Consider the following 14,827-nt stretch of genomic DNA (forward strand, 5'->3'; position numbering starts at 1 on the left):
ACCTCGGACTACCATGAGGTTCCAGCGCCCTGCACGCCAGGAGATCCTTGATGCCCTCCACCACCGAATGGAAAGTGCCGGCGGCCTTTCAGCCCCGCCCCGAAGATTACCGCTACGACCTCGATCGTGCGCTGACGAGCGTGATCGGGCTGCATTCGATCATTCCGCCTGACGCCTTCAGCGCCGAGACGCTCGGCACCGAGCGCGCCGGCAACGGCGTCTTGATCGACGACGGGCTGGTGCTGACGATCGGTTATCTGATCACCGAAGCCGCCACGGTGTGGCTGCATCTCGGCGACGGCCGCGCGGTCGAGGGCCACGCACTCGGCTTCGATTTCGAATCCGGCTTCGGCCTGGTGCAGGCGCTGGGACAGCTCGACATCAAGCCGCTGCCGATCGGCTCGTCGGCGGCGACGCAGGTCGGCGACAATGTCGTACTCGGCGGCGCCGGCGGCCGCACGCGCTCGGTCGCGAGCCAGATCGCGGCGAAGCAGGAGTTCGCCGGCTACTGGGAATATCTGCTCGACGAGGCGATCTTCACCTATCCGTCGCATCCGAACTGGGGCGGCACCGGACTGATCAACAATGCCGGCGAGCTGATCGGCATCGGCTCGCTGCAGCTCGAACGCGAACGCTCGGGCCGCGCCGAGCATGTCAACATGATCGTGCCGATCGATCTGCTCAATCCGGTGCTCGGCGACCTGCGCAAATTCGGCCGCGTCGACAGGCCGGCGCGGCCGTGGCTCGGCATGTACACGACCGAGATCGACAACCGCCTCGTGGTGGTCGGCGTCGCCAGCAAGGGACCGGCGGCGCGCGCCGAATTGAAGACCGGGGACGTGGTCCTCGCGGTCGACGGCGACAAGGTGACGAGCCAGACCGGCTTCTACCGCAAGCTCTGGTCGCTCGGCGCGGCCGGCGTCGACGTGCCGTTGACCATCTACCACGAGGGCGTCACCTTCGACGTGACGCTGACCTCGATCGACCGCATGAAGCTGTTGAAGGCGCCGCGGCTGCATTAAGAGACAGAAAAGAGGCAGCACGATGAGCGAGGCCGTGGTTGACGACATCGTGGCCGTGCTGCCGCCGCTGTTGCAGACGCTGGAATCGCTGTCCTTTGTCGCGCGCAACCTCAACCCACCGGACTTCGATCGCGTGATGCAGATCGCGGGCGAGCCCGAGAAGGCCCTGCAGGCGGTGCGGCCGCGGCTTGCCGATTGGCCGGAGAAATTCGCGCACATCCAGACCGCACTGGAAGCTGCGATCGAACCGGCACTGGCCGGCTATGCGGGCCTGCGCGCGGTGCAGAATGGCGAAGGCGATCTGGTCAGCGTGTTCCGCGCGCTGCGCTATCTGCCGCGCGCACAGGAGGCGCTCTATCCGCTGACCGAGCTGCCCCCGGTCAGCGGCTTCTTTATCGCGCCCGACTTGCGCGAGGACGCCGACCTGCAGGCGAAGCTCGCGGCGGCGCCCAACTCCGACACCGGCATCTTCCACGAGCGCAACGAACCGGGCAGCCGCGGCGGCTTCTCGATGTATGTGCCTGAGTATTACACGCCTGATCGCACCTGGCCGCTGGTGATGGCGCTGCATGGCGGCAGCGGCAACGGCCGCGGTTTCCTGTGGAGCTGGTTGCGCGATGCGCGCAGCCGCGGCGCCATCCTGGTGGCGCCGACTGCAACCGGCCAGACCTGGGCGCTGATGGGCGACGACACCGATACGCCGAACCTCAACCGCATCATCGACCAGGTGCGCGCGCGCTGGCGCATCGACGAAACCCGCATGCTGCTGACCGGCATGAGCGACGGCGGCACGTTCAGCTATGTGAGCGGGCTCGACGGCGCCTCGCGCTTCACGCATCTGGCGCCGGTGGCCGCGACTTTCCATCCGCTGATGGCCGAGATGGCCGATGCCGAGCGGCTGCGCGGTTTGCCGATCTTCATCACCCATGGCCGGCTCGACTGGATGTTCCCGGTGCAGACCGCGCGGCAGACGCAAGGCTTGCTGTCGGCTGCCGGCGCCAGGGTGATCTATCGCGAGATCGACGATCTCAGCCACACCTATCCGCGCGAGATCAATGCGGAGATTTTTCGGTGGCTGAACGGTGAACGAACTGACGGCACTTGAAGTATGCCCCCGTCACAGGGACTTCTCTCCCCGTCACCCTGAGGAGCGCGAAGCGCGTCTCGAAGGGTCGACGGCCCCGCGGCTGCATCGAGGCCGTGCACCCTTCGAGGCTCGCCCAGCGGCGCAAGTGCGCCGCAAGGCTCGCACCTCAGGATGACGGGGACGGATGATGCGCGTGGCACTATCCTTATCGTTGACGTGGACAGAGCGCGTGCCGAACTACTCATTCACCCGCGGCTTGAGGAGGTCGGAGAGGCCGACCCGGTGCAGCATCTCGTTGCGGACGCGGTCGATCACGCCGAAGGCGACCTCGGCACCATCCTGGGTCGGATCGATATGGACGCGGAACGGCCGCTTGCCGAACGGCGTGTCGACGACGTTGACGATCGCGTCGGCAACCGAGCCGGCGTCGGCATCCTCGGGCACGATCGCCGAAAACGCCTTCATGATCTCTTCGCCGAAGCCAGCATAGGGACCGGCTTCATATTCTGCGACGCGCGCCTGGTCGGCGGGGCGGCCGGAATGCGCGAAGTGGTTGGTGCCGCCGGTGAAGGCGCCGGGCACGATGATCGAGGTCTCGATGCCCCAGCGCGTGAGCTCGCGGGCATAGATCACGGCCATCGCATCCATGCCGGCCTTCGCCGCGAAATACGGCGCGAGATAGGGCGGCGTGCCGCCGGCCGAGCTAGAGCTCGATACCCAGACCACGAGTCCCCTGCCCTGCTTGCGCAGCTGCGGCAGCGCTACGCGATTGACGCGCTGGGTCGAGAGCACGTTGACGTCGTAGAGCTCGGCAAGCTGCTCGGGCGTGAAAGCCTCCGCCGGCCCGAACACCATGTGGCCGGCATTGTGGATGACGACGTCGAGGCGGCCCTCCTCGGCGACGATCTGGGCGATGGCTTTATCGACCGACGCCTGCGAGCCGACGTCGAGTTCGAGCGAGCGCAGATCGACCTTGTTGTCGCGGGCGAACTCCTCGATGTCGGCGACCGCGGCGGCGTTGCGGCCGGTGGTGTGGCGCATCGAGGCGTAGACGGTGTGGCCGGCCCTGGCGAGCGCGTTGGCGGTGAGGCGGCCGAAGCCGCTGGAAGCGCCGGTGATGACGATGACCTGTTTCATGACACGTATCCTTGTGATGGCGGGTTGAATGAGAGCTGGGTTGAAGTGTTGGGACGTCAGACCAGGCCGCCATTGGCGCGCAGGGTCTGGCCGTTGATCCAGGAGCCGTCGGGACCGACGAGGAACGACACGGCGTTCGCGATGTCGTCAGGCGTGCCGAGCCGCTCCAGCGGGACCATCTTGGCGAAGCGATCGATCAGTTCGTCCGACTTGCCGTTGAGGAACAGATCGGTCGCGGTCGGGCCGGGCGCGACCGCATTCACGGTGATGCCGCGGCCGCGCAATTCCTTGGACAGGATCGCGGTCAATGACTCGATCGCGGCCTTGGTCGCGACATAGATGCCGTAGGTCTCCAGCTTGGTGCCGACGACGCTGGTCGAGAAATTGACGATGCGTCCGCCGTTGCGCAGCCGGCGTGCCGCCTCGCGCATGGTGTTGAAGCTGCCCTTCAGGTTGACCGCGACCTGCTGGTCGAAGGCCGCATCGTCGCTGTCGGCAATCTTGCCGAGCTTCATGATGCCGGCATTGTTGACCAGCACATCGACGCCGCCGAACGCCGCTTCCGCCGCGTCGAACAGGCCGCGCACCGCATTGGCGTCGCTGACATCGGCCTTCGCCGTCAGCGCCCGGCCGCCGGCGGCCTCGATCCGGTCGGCCACCGCCTGGCCCGGCTTGGCGTCGCCGGAGTAGTTGATGACGACGGTGAAGCCGTCCTTGGCGAGGCGCTCGGCAACCGCCGCACCGATCCCGCGCGAGGCACCCGTCACCAGAGCTACCTTGTTGGTTTGGTTGGTCATTTTCAGTCTCCCATCAGGTTGGCGGCAAAGGCCGCGTTCGATGGGAGGACACTAGGCCTTGGCATCAACCGGATAATCATGCATCTTACGGCATCGCTATTCGCAATTTTCGGATAATAAATGGACCGCTTCGACGCGATGCGCGTGTTCACCCGGGTGGTCGAGCGGCGCAGTTTTTCGCTGGCCGCCGACGATCTCGCTTTGCCCCGTTCGACAGTGACGGACGCGGTGAAGGGGCTGGAGGCGCGGCTCGGCGTGCGGCTGCTCGAGCGCACGACGCGCACGGTGCGCCCGACACTCGACGGCGAGGCGCATTACCGCCGTTGTCTATCGCTGATCGCCGACCTCGAAGACGCCGAGGGCGCGTTCGGCGGAGCGCGGCCGAAGGGCCTGCTGCGGCTCGAAGTGCAGGGCACCCTGGCGCGGCACTTCCTGCTGCCGAACCTGCCGGGCTTCCTCGCCCAATATCCCGATATCGAAATCAATATGAGCGAAAGCGATCGCTGGGTCGATCTGATCCGCGAAGGCGTCGACTGCGTGCTGCGCTTCGGCCGATTGCCCGACAGCGACATGATCGCGCGGCAGGTCACGATGCTGGAGCGATTGACCTGCGCCACGCCGGACTATTTTGCGCACTTCGGCATGCCGACCGATCCGCTCGCGCTCGACGGCCATCGCATGATCGGGATTCGCTCGCTGACGACCGGCCGCTTGCGCCCGATGGAGTTCGTGATCGACGGCGCGCTCAAACAATTTCCGTTGCCCGCGCCGATGTCGGTGACCGGCCCCGAAAGTTATCTCGCAAGCGCCAGGCTCGGCCTCGGCCTCGTGCAGGTGCCACGTTTCCATGCCGAAACCGACCTCGCCAACGGCACGCTGATCCCGGTGCTGCAGCAATGCCCGCCGCCGTCGGTGCCGGTATCGCTGCTCTATCCGCGCAACCGCCAACTGTCGCCACGCGTGCGCGTGTTCATCGACTATGTGATGCGGGTGTTCGCGCGCAGTTGATCGATCGCCGGAACCACAGCGAACCTCGCGACGTTATTCCACCGACACTGGAGGGATTGAGCGATGCGGACGTTTTTCGGCATGATTTTGGGCGCGCTGCTGCTGGTTTGCGGCGTCTACGTCTACGATTCGATGCGGACGTCGAGCGTCGCCAATGGCGAAGTGGCGCAGGATACCCGCACCATCGTGAATTGGGATGTTGCAGCCCATGACTGGAACCTGCTGAAAACGCGCACCCGCGAGCAGTGGGACAAGATCGCGTCGAAGTAACCGCTGACGTCACAGCCCGATCGTAGACGCCGCCAAGGCCGCACCGAAGCCGGCACCTAACGCGGCCCATTCCCTCGCCGTGACGGCCATCGTCACGAGCGCGACCATCGTTCCGACGAGACCTGCCAGCCCGCCGGACAGGCAGCCGCCAACGATGAATGCGATGAACAGATTGCCGGGCGCGAGCCGGAGAAACCGGGCGGCGATGCCGTCGTCGCGCATCGACGCGGCGAGGACGTATCCACCGGCGCGCATGGCATAGCATGTCAGCCCGAGGATCAAGATCACGCCGAGAACGTCCAGGTTCTTCATCAGGTCACGCATCGGTCCGCTCCATCATGCTGACGACGGTGCCGCATCCGCCCCCGATCAGCATGGACCAGCTCGGATCCACGAATCGGCTGACCAGGAGCGCGACGACCGCTGAGGTCAGCCACGGCCGCGGAGACGTCGCGTTCTTCCACTGGCTGGGAAGCAGGGTCGCAATGAACATCGTCGGCAGCAGTGCGGCGGCGAGCCTCAGCGGTCCGTTGGTTGCGAGCGGGGCGGCATAGGCAAGTGCGGTGCCGCCGACCCAGCCGATCGCCATCGGGATGCTCGATCCGAACAGATAGCCGGCATCGGGTCCGTTGCGGTCTGCATCCGAACTCGTCATCAGCCACGACGCATCCGCGAGCAGAAACAGGCTCAGCAGGATCTTCCGGGGGGCGAATGCGCCAAACAGCTGGCGCAGGTGGGCGCCCATCAGTAAGTACCGAGAATTGGTGGCGATGCAGGCAACGACCATGGCGGCAACCGGCAGTGGGCTTGCCCACATGCTCAGCGTGATCGCCTGGGCGGTGGCGGAGTAGACGAGCAGGCTGAACAGAATCGCGTGCGGCGCCCCCAGCCCAAGCCCCTTGTAGGTCAGTCCCATCACGAGGCCGGCGGCGCAGTTGCTGAGCAGGAACGGCAAGGCCGCAACCAGGCCCCGCCTGAATCCGGCGGCCGTCATCGTTGGGAGGCGTCGAGACGGCTGGGCGCTTGTAATGGTCATGACCGTTAGATTAAACTTGGTGAGAGGCCGTGATGTCAAGGGATCCCGCGCGGGCAGCGACACAGTTCTTCGGCGGACGGGTCTGCCTCGACTTCGCGAACACGCTCGACTGGCGGACGTCGAACGATCCACAGGAGCTGATCCCGGATTACCCTGCGCTATTGTCCTGGAGCGAACGCCGCGGGACCTTGCCGCTCGCGGCAATCAGGAAGCTGAAAGCGCATTCGGCGAGCAGCGCTGCCGTGGCCGCGATGCAGAAGGCGCATGATTTGCGTCGCGACATCTGGGCGATTTCCGACGCGCTCCGCGGTGGCCGCAGCGTGGACCTCCGTCTCGTCAATCGGATGCTGTCGGCGGCTCCCCGGCAGCCCGACCTTGTGCGGCAGGATCGAGGCTATCGCCATGCGCTGGCGGGGACCGACGTGACGGAGCCGTTGTGGCCGGTGCTGTGGTCGCTGACGGCCCTGCTGGCGTCCGACGACGCGAGCCGCATCGGATGCTGCGAGGCTGACGGCTGCGGCTGGTTCTTTGTCGACGAGAGCCCGAACCGGACTCGCAGATGGTGCTCGAGCGAAGTGTGCGGCAATCGCGAGCGCGCGCGGCGCGCCTATGCCAAGCGCAAGGGCTCCGCGTGAGTGAACGCCAGGGGGTTTAGTTCTGCTCGGTCTTCCGGCCCATGTTGGCCTTGCGGGCGTCCGCGATCACCTGCTCGAACTGATCGATGCTGAGCACGCCCGGCACGCGATACTTGCCGACGATGAATGACGGCGTGCCGTTGAAGCCGAATGCCTGCGCCTGCTCGTTGTTGCGCGCCAAAACTGCGTCGATCGCCTTGGCGTTGGCGTCGAGATCCTTCTTCAAGCGGTCCATGTCGAGGCCGGCGCCCGACAGCAGCTCGGCAATGCGTGGCTCGGTAATGCGCGAATTGACCGAAATCATCGCCTCATGCGCGGCTTCGAACTTGTCCTGGTACTTCGCCGCCAGCGCCATCCGCGCCGCGACCTTCGACACCGGCCCGAGGATCGGCCAATCCTTCAGCACCAGGCGAACCTTGCCGTCGTCCTGCACCACCTGGCGGAGCTCCGGCGCGAGCTTGCGGCAATACGGGCAGTTGTAGTCGAACCATTCGACGATCGTGATGTCGCCCTTGGGATTGCCAATCACCGGAATATCCGGATCGCGCAGCACCTGTTCCTCGGTCAGGACATTGTCGTCCTCGGCGCGCGCGCCTCTGGCGGCCAGCAGCGCAATGCCGGCACTGATGAAGCCGAGCGCGCCGCGGCGGGTGGCGCCTGCGTTGTCGAGGGGTGATTTCGTCAGATGGTTCATAGCTCGTTTCCGGAAGGGCTCCTCGCCCTTCTACGTTCAGGACACATTGATGTTACGCAGCAGCATATAGATCGCCACGACGATAATCACAGTCGCAAACACGATATTGAGGGCGCCGCGCCGTTCCGACAGGTGCCGGGCGCTCCGTGTGCCCAGCAGGCCGCCCGCGATGCCGCCGGCGACGAATAGCCCCGCCAGGCCCCACGACACCAGCCCGGACCACGCATAGCTCAAGGCCGTGGTCACGCCGAAGGCGGTAACCGCCACCAGCGACGAACTGACCGCGTTCATGATCGGCATCCCGGTCGCCAGCATCAAGGCCGGCACGATCAGGAAGCCGCCGCCGATGCCGAAGAAGCCGGACATGGTTCCCGTCACAAGCCCGAGACCTACGATCGCGGGCGTGTTGGCCATCGAGATCTTGACGTCGGTCAGCCCGACCCGCGCGCGGGTCTTCAGCATCAGGCCCGCGATCACCAGCATCACGATCGAGAACAGCGCCAGCAGCTTCTGCCCGTCCAGCATCTTGCCGAGGATCGAGCCGCCGAAAGCGCCGAACATGCCTGACAGCGCGAACACCAGTGCGCAGGACCAGATCACGGTGCCGCCGCGGGCGTGGTTGGAGAGGTTGATCGCGGCGTTGGCGGCGACCGCAATCGCCGAGGTGCCGATCGCGACATGCGGCTGGGGCACCCCGACCACATAGACCATCAGCGGCACGGCAAGGATCGACCCGCCGCCGCCGACCAGGCCCAGCGAAAAACCGACCAGCATGCCGGATGCCAGCCCAAGCACGCTCTGAGTTGCGGAGAAGATCAAGGGGAACAGACTCGCGTTTGAGGCCGCAACCCTAGAAGGATTTGCTGCGTGGCGCCATAGCAATAGCACAAAACTGCCCTGCAGCCGAATGTCAGCGCAGCAGATAAGTCACGGCCAGCGGCACCAGCAGCGAGGTGACCAGCGCATTCAGGCTCATCGCGATCCCGGCGAAGACGCCTGCGACCTCGTCGACCTGGAAGGCGCGCGCGGTGCCGATGCCATGGGCGGCGATGCCCGCGGCAAAGCCGCGGCCACGGAAGTCGGTGATGCCGGTGAAGTTCATCAAGGGCGTGACGATGATCGCCCCCATGATGCCGGTGAGGATCACGGAGACCGCCGTCAGCGAGGGATCGGCATGCAGGGACTCGCTGATGCCCATCGCGACCCCGGCCGTGACTGATTTGGGCGCCAGCGACAGGATGATGTCACGCGGCAGGCCGAAGGCCCGCGCCAGCAGCACCACCGAGACGATCGCGGTGAGCGAGCCGACCGCGAGCGCGACCAGCATCGGCAGGACCGCGGCCGCGACCCGCCTGCGGTTCTCGTAGAGCGGCACCGCGAGTGCCACCGTCGCCGGCCCGAGCAGGAAGTGCACGAACTGCGCCCCGGCAAAATAGGTGGTGTAGGAGGTCCCGGTCAGCAGCAGGAACGCGCCGATGATCCACAGCGAATGCAGCACGGGATTGGCGAGCGGATGACGCCTTGTCTTCAACGACACCGCATCGGTCGCGGCATAGGTCAATAGCGTCACCGTCAGCCAGAGCAGCGGCGACTGCGAGAGATAGACCCAGAGCGAAAACGGATTGTCGCTCACGGGTTCTCCTCCTCGCGCGCAAACATACTGGTCGCCGCGACGAAGGTCGCGACCGTCGCCAGCAGCGTGACGATGACCGAGACCGCGAGGATCACCAGGATCGCGATGCCGTGCTCGGCGAGCAGGTCGAGCTTCTGCACCACGCCGACGCCGGCCGGAATGAACAGCAGCGAAAGATTGGCAAGCATGCCGCGGCTCGCGCTCTCGACCCCGTCATTGCCGAGCGGCCCGCGCGCGAGCACCGGAAAGCGGTCGCGCGCCAGAAGCAGCAACAGCAGCAGCACCAGCCCGACCACCGGTCCCGGCACCGGCACGGCCAGCGCCCGCACGGCAACCTCGCCGACCAACTGACAGAGCAGGATCAGGCTGAGGCTGGCGATCATGACAAGGCGCTCACGCGAAGCATCCGCGTATCAGGTCGGTGTGGGGAAAGGTTGTCAATGCGGCGATCTCAGGAGGATGCGCAGATACTAGGCACGCCGACTTCACAGGCCCGTCATCCTGAGGTGCGCGCGCTTGCGCGCCTCGAAGGATGCACGGCCCAGATGTTTCCGCGCATTGCTTCTCCGCTGGCGAGAGCGGGGGCCGTCGACCCTTCGAGGCTCGCTCCGCTCGCACCTCAGGGTGACGGGGATAAAGCTCCGCTCGTCGTTGGCGACGCCCACCGCGCCAGCGCCATCAGCGTGCCGCTCATGGTCGCGACCAGCGTCTCGATGCCGTCCTGCACCGCATAGGCGCGGCCATCGCAGACCGTCAGCGTGCGGCCTGGCTTGACCACGACGCCGCGGAACACGAACCGCTCGCCGCGGGCCGGCGCCAGCAGGTTAGTCTTGAACTCCACCGTGAGGATGTCGGAGCCTTCGGGCATCAGCGTGAAGGCGGCGATCCCGCAGGCATTGTCGAGCCCCGCGGTGATGATTCCGGCATGCACGAATCCGTTCTGCTGGCAGAACTCCGGCGCATAGGGCATCGCGAGATCGACCTCGCCCGGCTCCATGCGCGCGATCGAGATACCAAGCGTCTGCATTGCGCGCTGGCGCGCGAATGTGGCGGTGGCAACCGCGCGGAAGTCGGGATTCTTCGGCTCAAAGCGGGGCATGGCGGTCACGCAGTCACGGGTTCTGACGGCACGAGGTGCGGCATCGCGGCGTAGCGGATCGCCGGCGCGAACGGCGCCGATTTGCGCGCGGCGCGATCGATATGCACGGCCGCGATCTCGCAGGTCGCGGCGATGTCGCCGGTCTCCGCGTTGCGCATCTCATGCAGGATGCGGACCGACCTGTCGCGGAACTCGACCAGCCGGCTCTTGACCTCGACGAGGTCGCCGGCAAGCAGTTCGCGCTGGTAGGAGATGTTCTGCTGCACGGCGGCCATGCCGCGGCCGGACTCGCGCAGATAGCTCGGCGTCAGCCCGAGCCGCGCGAACATATTCCAGCTCGCTTCGTCGAACTTGCCGACATACCACATGACGTTCATGTGGCCGATGTGGTCGCAATGCCAGGGATAGACCGTGCCGCGATAGGTCGCCTCGCCCTCCATGCTTCCCTCCTTTGCGTTCCGATACGGTAGCGTATCAGGCACGAAGCGGGCTAGCAATACGGCACCGTATCGTGACCGCTCCGCGGAGATCACATGACTGAAAGCAAGGGCGACGTCTGGGTCGCGGCCGGCTTTGCCGAACTCGCGCATACCGGCGTCGACGGCGTGCGGGTCGAGGTGCTGGCGAAGAATCTGGGCGTCACCAAGGGCGGCTTCTACCGCCGCTTCAGGGATCGCGCCGCGCTGCTCGAGGCGATGCTGACGCGCTGGCGCGACGGCCGCATCGCCGCGATCGAGAAGCAGACCGCGCTCGACGGCGCCAGCGCGCGTGAGCGGCTGAAGGCGATCATCACGCTCTATTCGGAGCGCATGAACACCGAGGCGATGGCGGTGGAGCTCGCGATCCGGCAATGGGCGCGCACCGACGAAGCCGCGGCCACCGCCGCCGCGAGCGTCGATGCCGCGCGGCTGAAGAATGTCGGCCAGCTCTATCGCGCCACCGGGCTCCCGGCCGACGAAGCCGATGCGCAGGCCTTCCTGTTCTACTGCTTCATCTTCGGCCAGAGCCTCTTGTTTCTCGAACACGGCCCGCGCAAGCGCGCGCAACTGCTGGTGCAATCGGCGGACAAGCTGCTCACGGAAAGCCCGTAGCGCTTCAGCCGAAAGAAAAGCGGCCGACTTACGCCGGCCGCCCGTCAAACTCGCTTCAGCCGGCTCAGGCGCCCTTCAGGCGCTTGTTGCACTCGCTGTAATAGCCGCCGCCCTTCTGGATCCACTTCAGGCCGCCATTGCCGCCCGTGGTCTTGTTGGCATTGTACTGGTCAACGCAGGTGTGCATGCGCTGCTTGCCTTCGGACTCCTTGGCGTATTTGGGATCGACCGCGTTCGGAAACACGGCGGGCCCTGCCGGTGCGGCCGGTGCCGCGGCGGGAGCGGCTTCCCGCTTGGCTTCCTTCGGCGCGGCCGGAGCAGGCGCGGCGGCAGCGGGCGGTGGAGCGGCGGGCGTCGCGGCCGGGGTCGCGTCGGCGCCGCATTGCGCCTTGCGGAAATCATTCCACTTCTGGCCGCTGAGGGTGCCGGCCGTCTTGGCCGCCTGGTACTTGGCGCTGCATTCCTGCGCGGTCAGGGCCTGCGCCGGCGCGCTCGCCGCAAAGGCTGCAAAGCCCGACACCGCAATCACACACAACAATCTGGTCTGAATGGTCATCCCTGGTCTCCCGTCATCCCTGGTTTCCCGTGGGGTTTCCCCTGGGGGGCATTGGCGTAAGACCATTATCCTAGCGCAACCCCGACTTGCGACAACGTGCGGACGCCCTTGGCCGTTAAAATATTGTGGCGGCTGGACCACCGCATATTCATCCACGGTTCATGATCGCCGCGCAACGTTTCGGCTCCTTCCCTCACGAGGTGCCCCATGAAGAAGATTTCCGCGCTCGCGACCGCAACCGCCCTTGCCTCCCTGCTGCTGATGGGCGGAGCTTTCGCGCAAACCGCCGCCCCCGCCGCCAAGGAGGCCGCTCCGAAGGCCGACGGCAAGATGGCCAAGGAAGCCAAGCCGCGCACCGCCGAGTCGCTGGAATGCTCGAAGGAGGCCGACGCCAAGGGCCTGCACGGCAAGGAGCGCAAGAAATTCCGCTCCGAGTGCAAGAAGGCGGGCGGTGCCGCCGCCGCGCCGGCCGCGAAGTAACGCGTAGACGTATCTGACATCCTTCACCCTCCCCGCCGGGGAGGGTGAAAACCTGTGCGTCGGGCGAGCCGGGGCGCAATGCTGCAATCACGAGATGCAATTGTCCCGTGGTTGCGAATTTGCCATAAGGCGGCGTGACCCTGATCCGCGCTTCGATGGCGACCGCCATTCCCGACCGCAGCATAGTTCTGAACGGGCTCGAGACTCTCGTCATCGGCGCCGGCGGCGGCCTGCTGTTTTTATGGGCGGGATTGCCGGGCGGTCTGATCTCGGGTGCGATGTGCGCGGTCGCGATCGCAGCATTGGCTGGACGGCCGCTCGCGGTGCCGCCGGTGCTGACGCAATCGGTGCTGCTGCTGCTCGGCATCTCGCTGGGCTCGCTGATGTCGCAGCAATTGCTGCAGCATATGAGCTCCTATCCGCTCACCATCGCCCTGCTGGCGCTGGCGACGTTCTGCTCGACCTTCGGCTCGAGCGTCTATCTGCAGCGCATCCATGGTTGGGACCAGACCTCGGCCTTCCTCGCCGGCAGCCCGGGCGCGCTCTCGCAGATCACGATCCTCGCCGCGGAAAAAGGCGCCGACGTCGCGGCGATCGCCGTGGTGCAGACCATGCGCGTCATCATCCTGACCGCGGCCCTGCCGCTGGTGCTGGCGCTGACCGGCGTGACTCACGCGGCGCCGCCGCCATTGCCGACGACGGTCGCCTCGCCGTTCGGCCTCCTCGCCCTGGTCGCCGGATCGATCGGCGTCTCGCTGCTGCTGCGCTGGATCAAATTCCCCGCCAGCTGGATGTTCGGCGCGATGCTCGCCTCCAGCCTGCTGCACGGCTCAGGCCTGGTCGATGGCGGCCTGCCGCCCTGGCTGCGCAACATCGCGCTGGTTGGCATCGGCGCGCTGATCGGCACCCGGTTTGCGCGGATGAAGACCTCGACCCTGCTGAGCCACGTCAATGCCGGGCTCGGCTCATTCGCGATCGCGATCGCAATCTCCGCCGTGTTCGTCGCGGTGATCGGCTTCACCACCCATGTGCGGCTTGCCGACGTCGTGGTCGCCTTCGCGCCCGGCGCGATGGACGCGATGCTGGCGCTGGCGCTGACGCTGCACATCGACCCGATCTTCGTCGGCGCGCATCATCTGTCGCGCTTCCTGTTCGTCACCATCTCGACGCCGGGCATCATCCATCTGTTCGGACGGCCGCAGGACGACGTCGACGATTAGGCCAAGGCTCACCTGCTAATTCCGTCACCCCCGCGCAAAGGCTTCGCCTTTTTCGCTGGAGGTGCGAGCGGGGCGAGCCTCGAAGGATGAACGGCCCGGCTGGTGGGCCGTGCATGCTTCGAGACGGCCGCAAGCGCGGCCTCCTCAGCATGACGGATTGAGAGGCGGACGGACCTTAACCGTGGCAGCGTGGTGGGTTTCGCTGAGCCTGTCATCGGGCCGCGCTTTGCGCGGACCCGTTGGCTCTACCTACCCTGCAGTTCCAATCCCGATCATGCCTCGGCCGTCGACTGCTCCGGCTGATCGCGAAACGATCGCGCCAACGCTGTCAGTTCGCCGGGATCGAACCATAGCTCCTCGTCCCGGTCCATTTGCAGTTTCGCGACGGCTGCAGCGTGCCACAACGGCCCGGTGATCCGGGCATAGACCGAATCGGGCTGTGCTTCGCTCCATTCCTCGAGCCGCTCTCTGGCCACTGCGCGCCATAGCGCGGTCAGCCGGCTGCTCGCACCATGGATTTCGGAGATGGTATATCTCGGGCGCTGCTCGCTCATCAGCGTGGCGACGAGATTGCGTCGGCTCTTGAGGCGCAACAACGTCTCATTGGCCAACAGCAACAACTCGACGGGGACGCGGTGCACGATGATCAGCATGAGCTCGTCTGTCGCGCATGATCGGAACGGTGACGGCGGGATAGCCTCCACCTTGTAACACCTGACACGCGCGTCAGGACCTTCGCACAGGGAATCCTCTACCTTGGCTTCCGGAAATCGATGCTGCGCAGGATGATCCGGGGCGGCGCCCCCTCGAACTCCTTCGCCTGGTACTTGCCATCGGCGCAGGCCTCGATGCGCTCGCGCAGCCGCATGAATTGAGTCTCGCGGTGGCCCGCGCGCCCGAGCGCCCCGCCTTCCAATTCATCCATGGCGGAGGTCGAGATCGCGCAATGGATCTCCTTCTCGTCGTCATGCATCGAAAACAGCACGACCATCCGGTCGTATTCGTAGCTGATGAAGCGACCCTGGGTAAGCGTCATGTGACCAGCTCCTTCAAAGCCGCGAA

21 protein-coding genes are annotated in these 14,827 nt (G+C 66.0%); 8 read left to right on the top strand and 13 right to left on the bottom strand.

Features of this window, described 5'->3' with window-relative positions; all coding sequences use genetic code 11:
- The first annotated feature begins 50 nt into the window (after positions 1 to 50).
- Positions 51 to 1,022, top strand: coding sequence for a S1C family serine protease (locus JQ573_RS18700; RefSeq protein ID WP_212314039.1), 972 nt, complete (start codon positions 51 to 53; stop codon positions 1,020 to 1,022).
- 22 nt (positions 1,023 to 1,044) lie between these two features.
- Positions 1,045 to 2,127 carry a phospholipase gene (locus JQ573_RS18705; RefSeq protein WP_212314041.1) on the top strand — a complete coding sequence of 361 codons (1,083 nt, stop codon included), beginning with the start codon at positions 1,045 to 1,047 and terminating at the stop codon, positions 2,125 to 2,127.
- Between the two features lie 219 nt (positions 2,128 to 2,346).
- On the opposite strand, the gene JQ573_RS18710 is transcribed toward JQ573_RS18705, so the two are convergent.
- Positions 2,347 to 3,246, bottom strand: a complete 900-nt coding sequence (locus JQ573_RS18710) for an SDR family oxidoreductase (RefSeq protein ID WP_212314043.1) — start codon at positions 3,244 to 3,246, stop codon at positions 2,347 to 2,349.
- Positions 3,247 to 3,302: 56 nt separating this feature from the next.
- Positions 3,303 to 4,043: an SDR family oxidoreductase gene (locus JQ573_RS18715; protein ID WP_212314046.1), complete on the bottom strand. Its 741-nt coding sequence runs from the start codon at positions 4,041 to 4,043 to the stop codon at positions 3,303 to 3,305.
- Positions 4,044 to 4,163: 120 nt separating this feature from the next.
- On the opposite strand from JQ573_RS18715, the gene JQ573_RS18720 reads away from it, so the two are divergent.
- Complete coding sequence (locus JQ573_RS18720) at positions 4,164 to 5,051, top strand: LysR family transcriptional regulator (protein WP_212314048.1); 888 nt, start codon at positions 4,164 to 4,166, stop codon at positions 5,049 to 5,051.
- Positions 5,052 to 5,114: 63 nt separating this feature from the next.
- Complete coding sequence (locus JQ573_RS18725) at positions 5,115 to 5,321, top strand: hypothetical protein (protein WP_176533628.1); 207 nt, start codon at positions 5,115 to 5,117, stop codon at positions 5,319 to 5,321.
- Between the two features lie 9 nt (positions 5,322 to 5,330).
- Here JQ573_RS18725 and JQ573_RS18730 read toward each other — a convergent pair whose 3' ends face one another.
- Positions 5,331 to 5,645 carry an AzlD domain-containing protein gene (locus JQ573_RS18730; protein WP_212314050.1) on the bottom strand — a complete coding sequence of 105 codons (315 nt, stop codon included), beginning with the start codon at positions 5,643 to 5,645 and terminating at the stop codon, positions 5,331 to 5,333.
- Positions 5,638 to 6,276: an AzlC family ABC transporter permease gene (locus JQ573_RS18735; protein WP_212314051.1), complete on the bottom strand. Its 639-nt coding sequence runs from the start codon at positions 6,274 to 6,276 to the stop codon at positions 5,638 to 5,640. Before JQ573_RS18735 ends, JQ573_RS18730 begins: the two co-directional genes overlap by 8 nt.
- A gap of 113 nt (positions 6,277 to 6,389) precedes the next feature.
- Here JQ573_RS18735 and JQ573_RS18740 point away from each other — a divergent pair, with 113 nt between their 5' ends.
- Positions 6,390 to 6,992, top strand: coding sequence for an ABATE domain-containing protein (locus tag JQ573_RS18740; RefSeq protein ID WP_212314053.1), 603 nt, complete (start codon positions 6,390 to 6,392; stop codon positions 6,990 to 6,992).
- A gap of 16 nt (positions 6,993 to 7,008) precedes the next feature.
- On the opposite strand, the gene JQ573_RS18745 is transcribed toward JQ573_RS18740, so the two are convergent.
- The 6 genes from JQ573_RS18745 to JQ573_RS18770 form a co-directional block, all read right to left on the bottom strand.
- A complete protein-coding gene (locus JQ573_RS18745) occupies positions 7,009 to 7,686 on the bottom strand; it encodes a DsbA family protein (protein WP_212314055.1) in 678 nt (225 codons plus the stop codon).
- Positions 7,687 to 7,722: 36 nt separating this feature from the next.
- Positions 7,723 to 8,502, bottom strand: coding sequence for a sulfite exporter TauE/SafE family protein (locus JQ573_RS18750; RefSeq protein ID WP_212314352.1), 780 nt, complete (start codon positions 8,500 to 8,502; stop codon positions 7,723 to 7,725).
- 94 nt (positions 8,503 to 8,596) lie between these two features.
- Positions 8,597 to 9,319, bottom strand: coding sequence for an LrgB family protein (locus tag JQ573_RS18755; RefSeq protein WP_212314057.1), 723 nt, complete (start codon positions 9,317 to 9,319; stop codon positions 8,597 to 8,599).
- On the bottom strand, positions 9,316 to 9,702 hold the full coding sequence (locus JQ573_RS18760; RefSeq protein WP_212314060.1) for a CidA/LrgA family protein: 387 nt from the start codon (positions 9,700 to 9,702) through the stop codon (positions 9,316 to 9,318). Before JQ573_RS18760 ends, JQ573_RS18755 begins: the two co-directional genes overlap by 4 nt.
- A gap of 236 nt (positions 9,703 to 9,938) precedes the next feature.
- A complete protein-coding gene (locus JQ573_RS18765; protein WP_212314061.1) occupies positions 9,939 to 10,418 on the bottom strand; it encodes a PaaI family thioesterase in 480 nt (159 codons plus the stop codon).
- Positions 10,419 to 10,423: 5 nt separating this feature from the next.
- Positions 10,424 to 10,858: a thioesterase family protein gene (locus JQ573_RS18770; protein ID WP_212314063.1), complete on the bottom strand. Its 435-nt coding sequence runs from the start codon at positions 10,856 to 10,858 to the stop codon at positions 10,424 to 10,426.
- A gap of 93 nt (positions 10,859 to 10,951) precedes the next feature.
- Here JQ573_RS18770 and JQ573_RS18775 point away from each other — a divergent pair, with 93 nt between their 5' ends.
- A complete protein-coding gene (locus tag JQ573_RS18775; protein ID WP_212314064.1) occupies positions 10,952 to 11,509 on the top strand; it encodes a TetR/AcrR family transcriptional regulator in 558 nt (185 codons plus the stop codon).
- Positions 11,510 to 11,573: 64 nt separating this feature from the next.
- Here the strand turns inward: JQ573_RS18775 and JQ573_RS18780 are convergent, their stop codons facing one another.
- Positions 11,574 to 12,065: a hypothetical protein gene (locus JQ573_RS18780; protein WP_212314066.1), complete on the bottom strand. Its 492-nt coding sequence runs from the start codon at positions 12,063 to 12,065 to the stop codon at positions 11,574 to 11,576.
- A 207-nt stretch (positions 12,066 to 12,272) separates the two neighbouring features.
- On the opposite strand from JQ573_RS18780, the gene JQ573_RS18785 reads away from it, so the two are divergent.
- Entirely contained in the window at positions 12,273 to 12,545 is a 273-nt protein-coding gene (locus tag JQ573_RS18785) for a PsiF family protein (protein ID WP_212314068.1), read from the top strand.
- Positions 12,546 to 12,679: 134 nt separating this feature from the next.
- Complete coding sequence (locus JQ573_RS18790; RefSeq protein WP_409334653.1) at positions 12,680 to 13,765, top strand: AbrB family transcriptional regulator; 1,086 nt, start codon at positions 12,680 to 12,682, stop codon at positions 13,763 to 13,765.
- 272 nt (positions 13,766 to 14,037) lie between these two features.
- Here the strand turns inward: JQ573_RS18790 and JQ573_RS18795 are convergent, their stop codons facing one another.
- Both JQ573_RS18795 and JQ573_RS18800 read right to left on the bottom strand, forming a co-directional pair.
- Complete coding sequence (locus JQ573_RS18795; protein ID WP_212314070.1) at positions 14,038 to 14,418, bottom strand: hypothetical protein; 381 nt, start codon at positions 14,416 to 14,418, stop codon at positions 14,038 to 14,040.
- A 98-nt stretch (positions 14,419 to 14,516) separates the two neighbouring features.
- Positions 14,517 to 14,801, bottom strand: coding sequence for a DUF1488 family protein (locus tag JQ573_RS18800; RefSeq protein WP_092123564.1), 285 nt, complete (start codon positions 14,799 to 14,801; stop codon positions 14,517 to 14,519).
- Between the last annotated feature and the right edge of the window lie 26 nt (positions 14,802 to 14,827).

Source organism: Bradyrhizobium sp. AUGA SZCCT0105 (assembly GCF_018129565.1).
Classification (GTDB): Bacteria; Pseudomonadota; Alphaproteobacteria; order Rhizobiales; family Xanthobacteraceae; genus Bradyrhizobium.

Bases quoted from the DNA above. Each gene is read 5' to 3' on its own strand.
- JQ573_RS18700 (WP_212314039.1), top strand. From the start codon at position 51: ATGCCCTCCACCACCGAATGGAAAGTGCCGGCGGCCTTTCAGCCCCGC.
- JQ573_RS18705 (WP_212314041.1), top strand. From the start codon at position 1,045: ATGAGCGAGGCCGTGGTTGACGACATCGTGGCCGTGCTGCCGCCGCTG.
- JQ573_RS18710 (WP_212314043.1), bottom strand. From the start codon at position 3,246: ATGAAACAGGTCATCGTCATCACCGGCGCTTCCAGCGGCTTCGGCCGC.
- JQ573_RS18715 (WP_212314046.1), bottom strand. From the start codon at position 4,043: ATGACCAACCAAACCAACAAGGTAGCTCTGGTGACGGGTGCCTCGCGC.
- JQ573_RS18720 (WP_212314048.1), top strand. From the start codon at position 4,164: ATGGACCGCTTCGACGCGATGCGCGTGTTCACCCGGGTGGTCGAGCGG.
- JQ573_RS18725 (WP_176533628.1), top strand. From the start codon at position 5,115: ATGCGGACGTTTTTCGGCATGATTTTGGGCGCGCTGCTGCTGGTTTGC.
- JQ573_RS18730 (WP_212314050.1), bottom strand. From the start codon at position 5,645: ATGCGTGACCTGATGAAGAACCTGGACGTTCTCGGCGTGATCTTGATC.
- JQ573_RS18740 (WP_212314053.1), top strand. From the start codon at position 6,390: ATGTCAAGGGATCCCGCGCGGGCAGCGACACAGTTCTTCGGCGGACGG.
- JQ573_RS18745 (WP_212314055.1), bottom strand. From the start codon at position 7,686: ATGAACCATCTGACGAAATCACCCCTCGACAACGCAGGCGCCACCCGC.
- JQ573_RS18760 (WP_212314060.1), bottom strand. From the start codon at position 9,702: ATGATCGCCAGCCTCAGCCTGATCCTGCTCTGTCAGTTGGTCGGCGAG.
- JQ573_RS18765 (WP_212314061.1), bottom strand. From the start codon at position 10,418: ATGCCCCGCTTTGAGCCGAAGAATCCCGACTTCCGCGCGGTTGCCACC.
- JQ573_RS18770 (WP_212314063.1), bottom strand. From the start codon at position 10,858: ATGGAGGGCGAGGCGACCTATCGCGGCACGGTCTATCCCTGGCATTGC.
- JQ573_RS18775 (WP_212314064.1), top strand. From the start codon at position 10,952: ATGACTGAAAGCAAGGGCGACGTCTGGGTCGCGGCCGGCTTTGCCGAA.
- JQ573_RS18780 (WP_212314066.1), bottom strand. From the start codon at position 12,065: ATGACCATTCAGACCAGATTGTTGTGTGTGATTGCGGTGTCGGGCTTT.
- JQ573_RS18785 (WP_212314068.1), top strand. From the start codon at position 12,273: ATGAAGAAGATTTCCGCGCTCGCGACCGCAACCGCCCTTGCCTCCCTG.
- JQ573_RS18795 (WP_212314070.1), bottom strand. From the start codon at position 14,418: ATGCTGATCATCGTGCACCGCGTCCCCGTCGAGTTGTTGCTGTTGGCC.
- JQ573_RS18800 (WP_092123564.1), bottom strand. From the start codon at position 14,801: ATGACGCTTACCCAGGGTCGCTTCATCAGCTACGAATACGACCGGATG.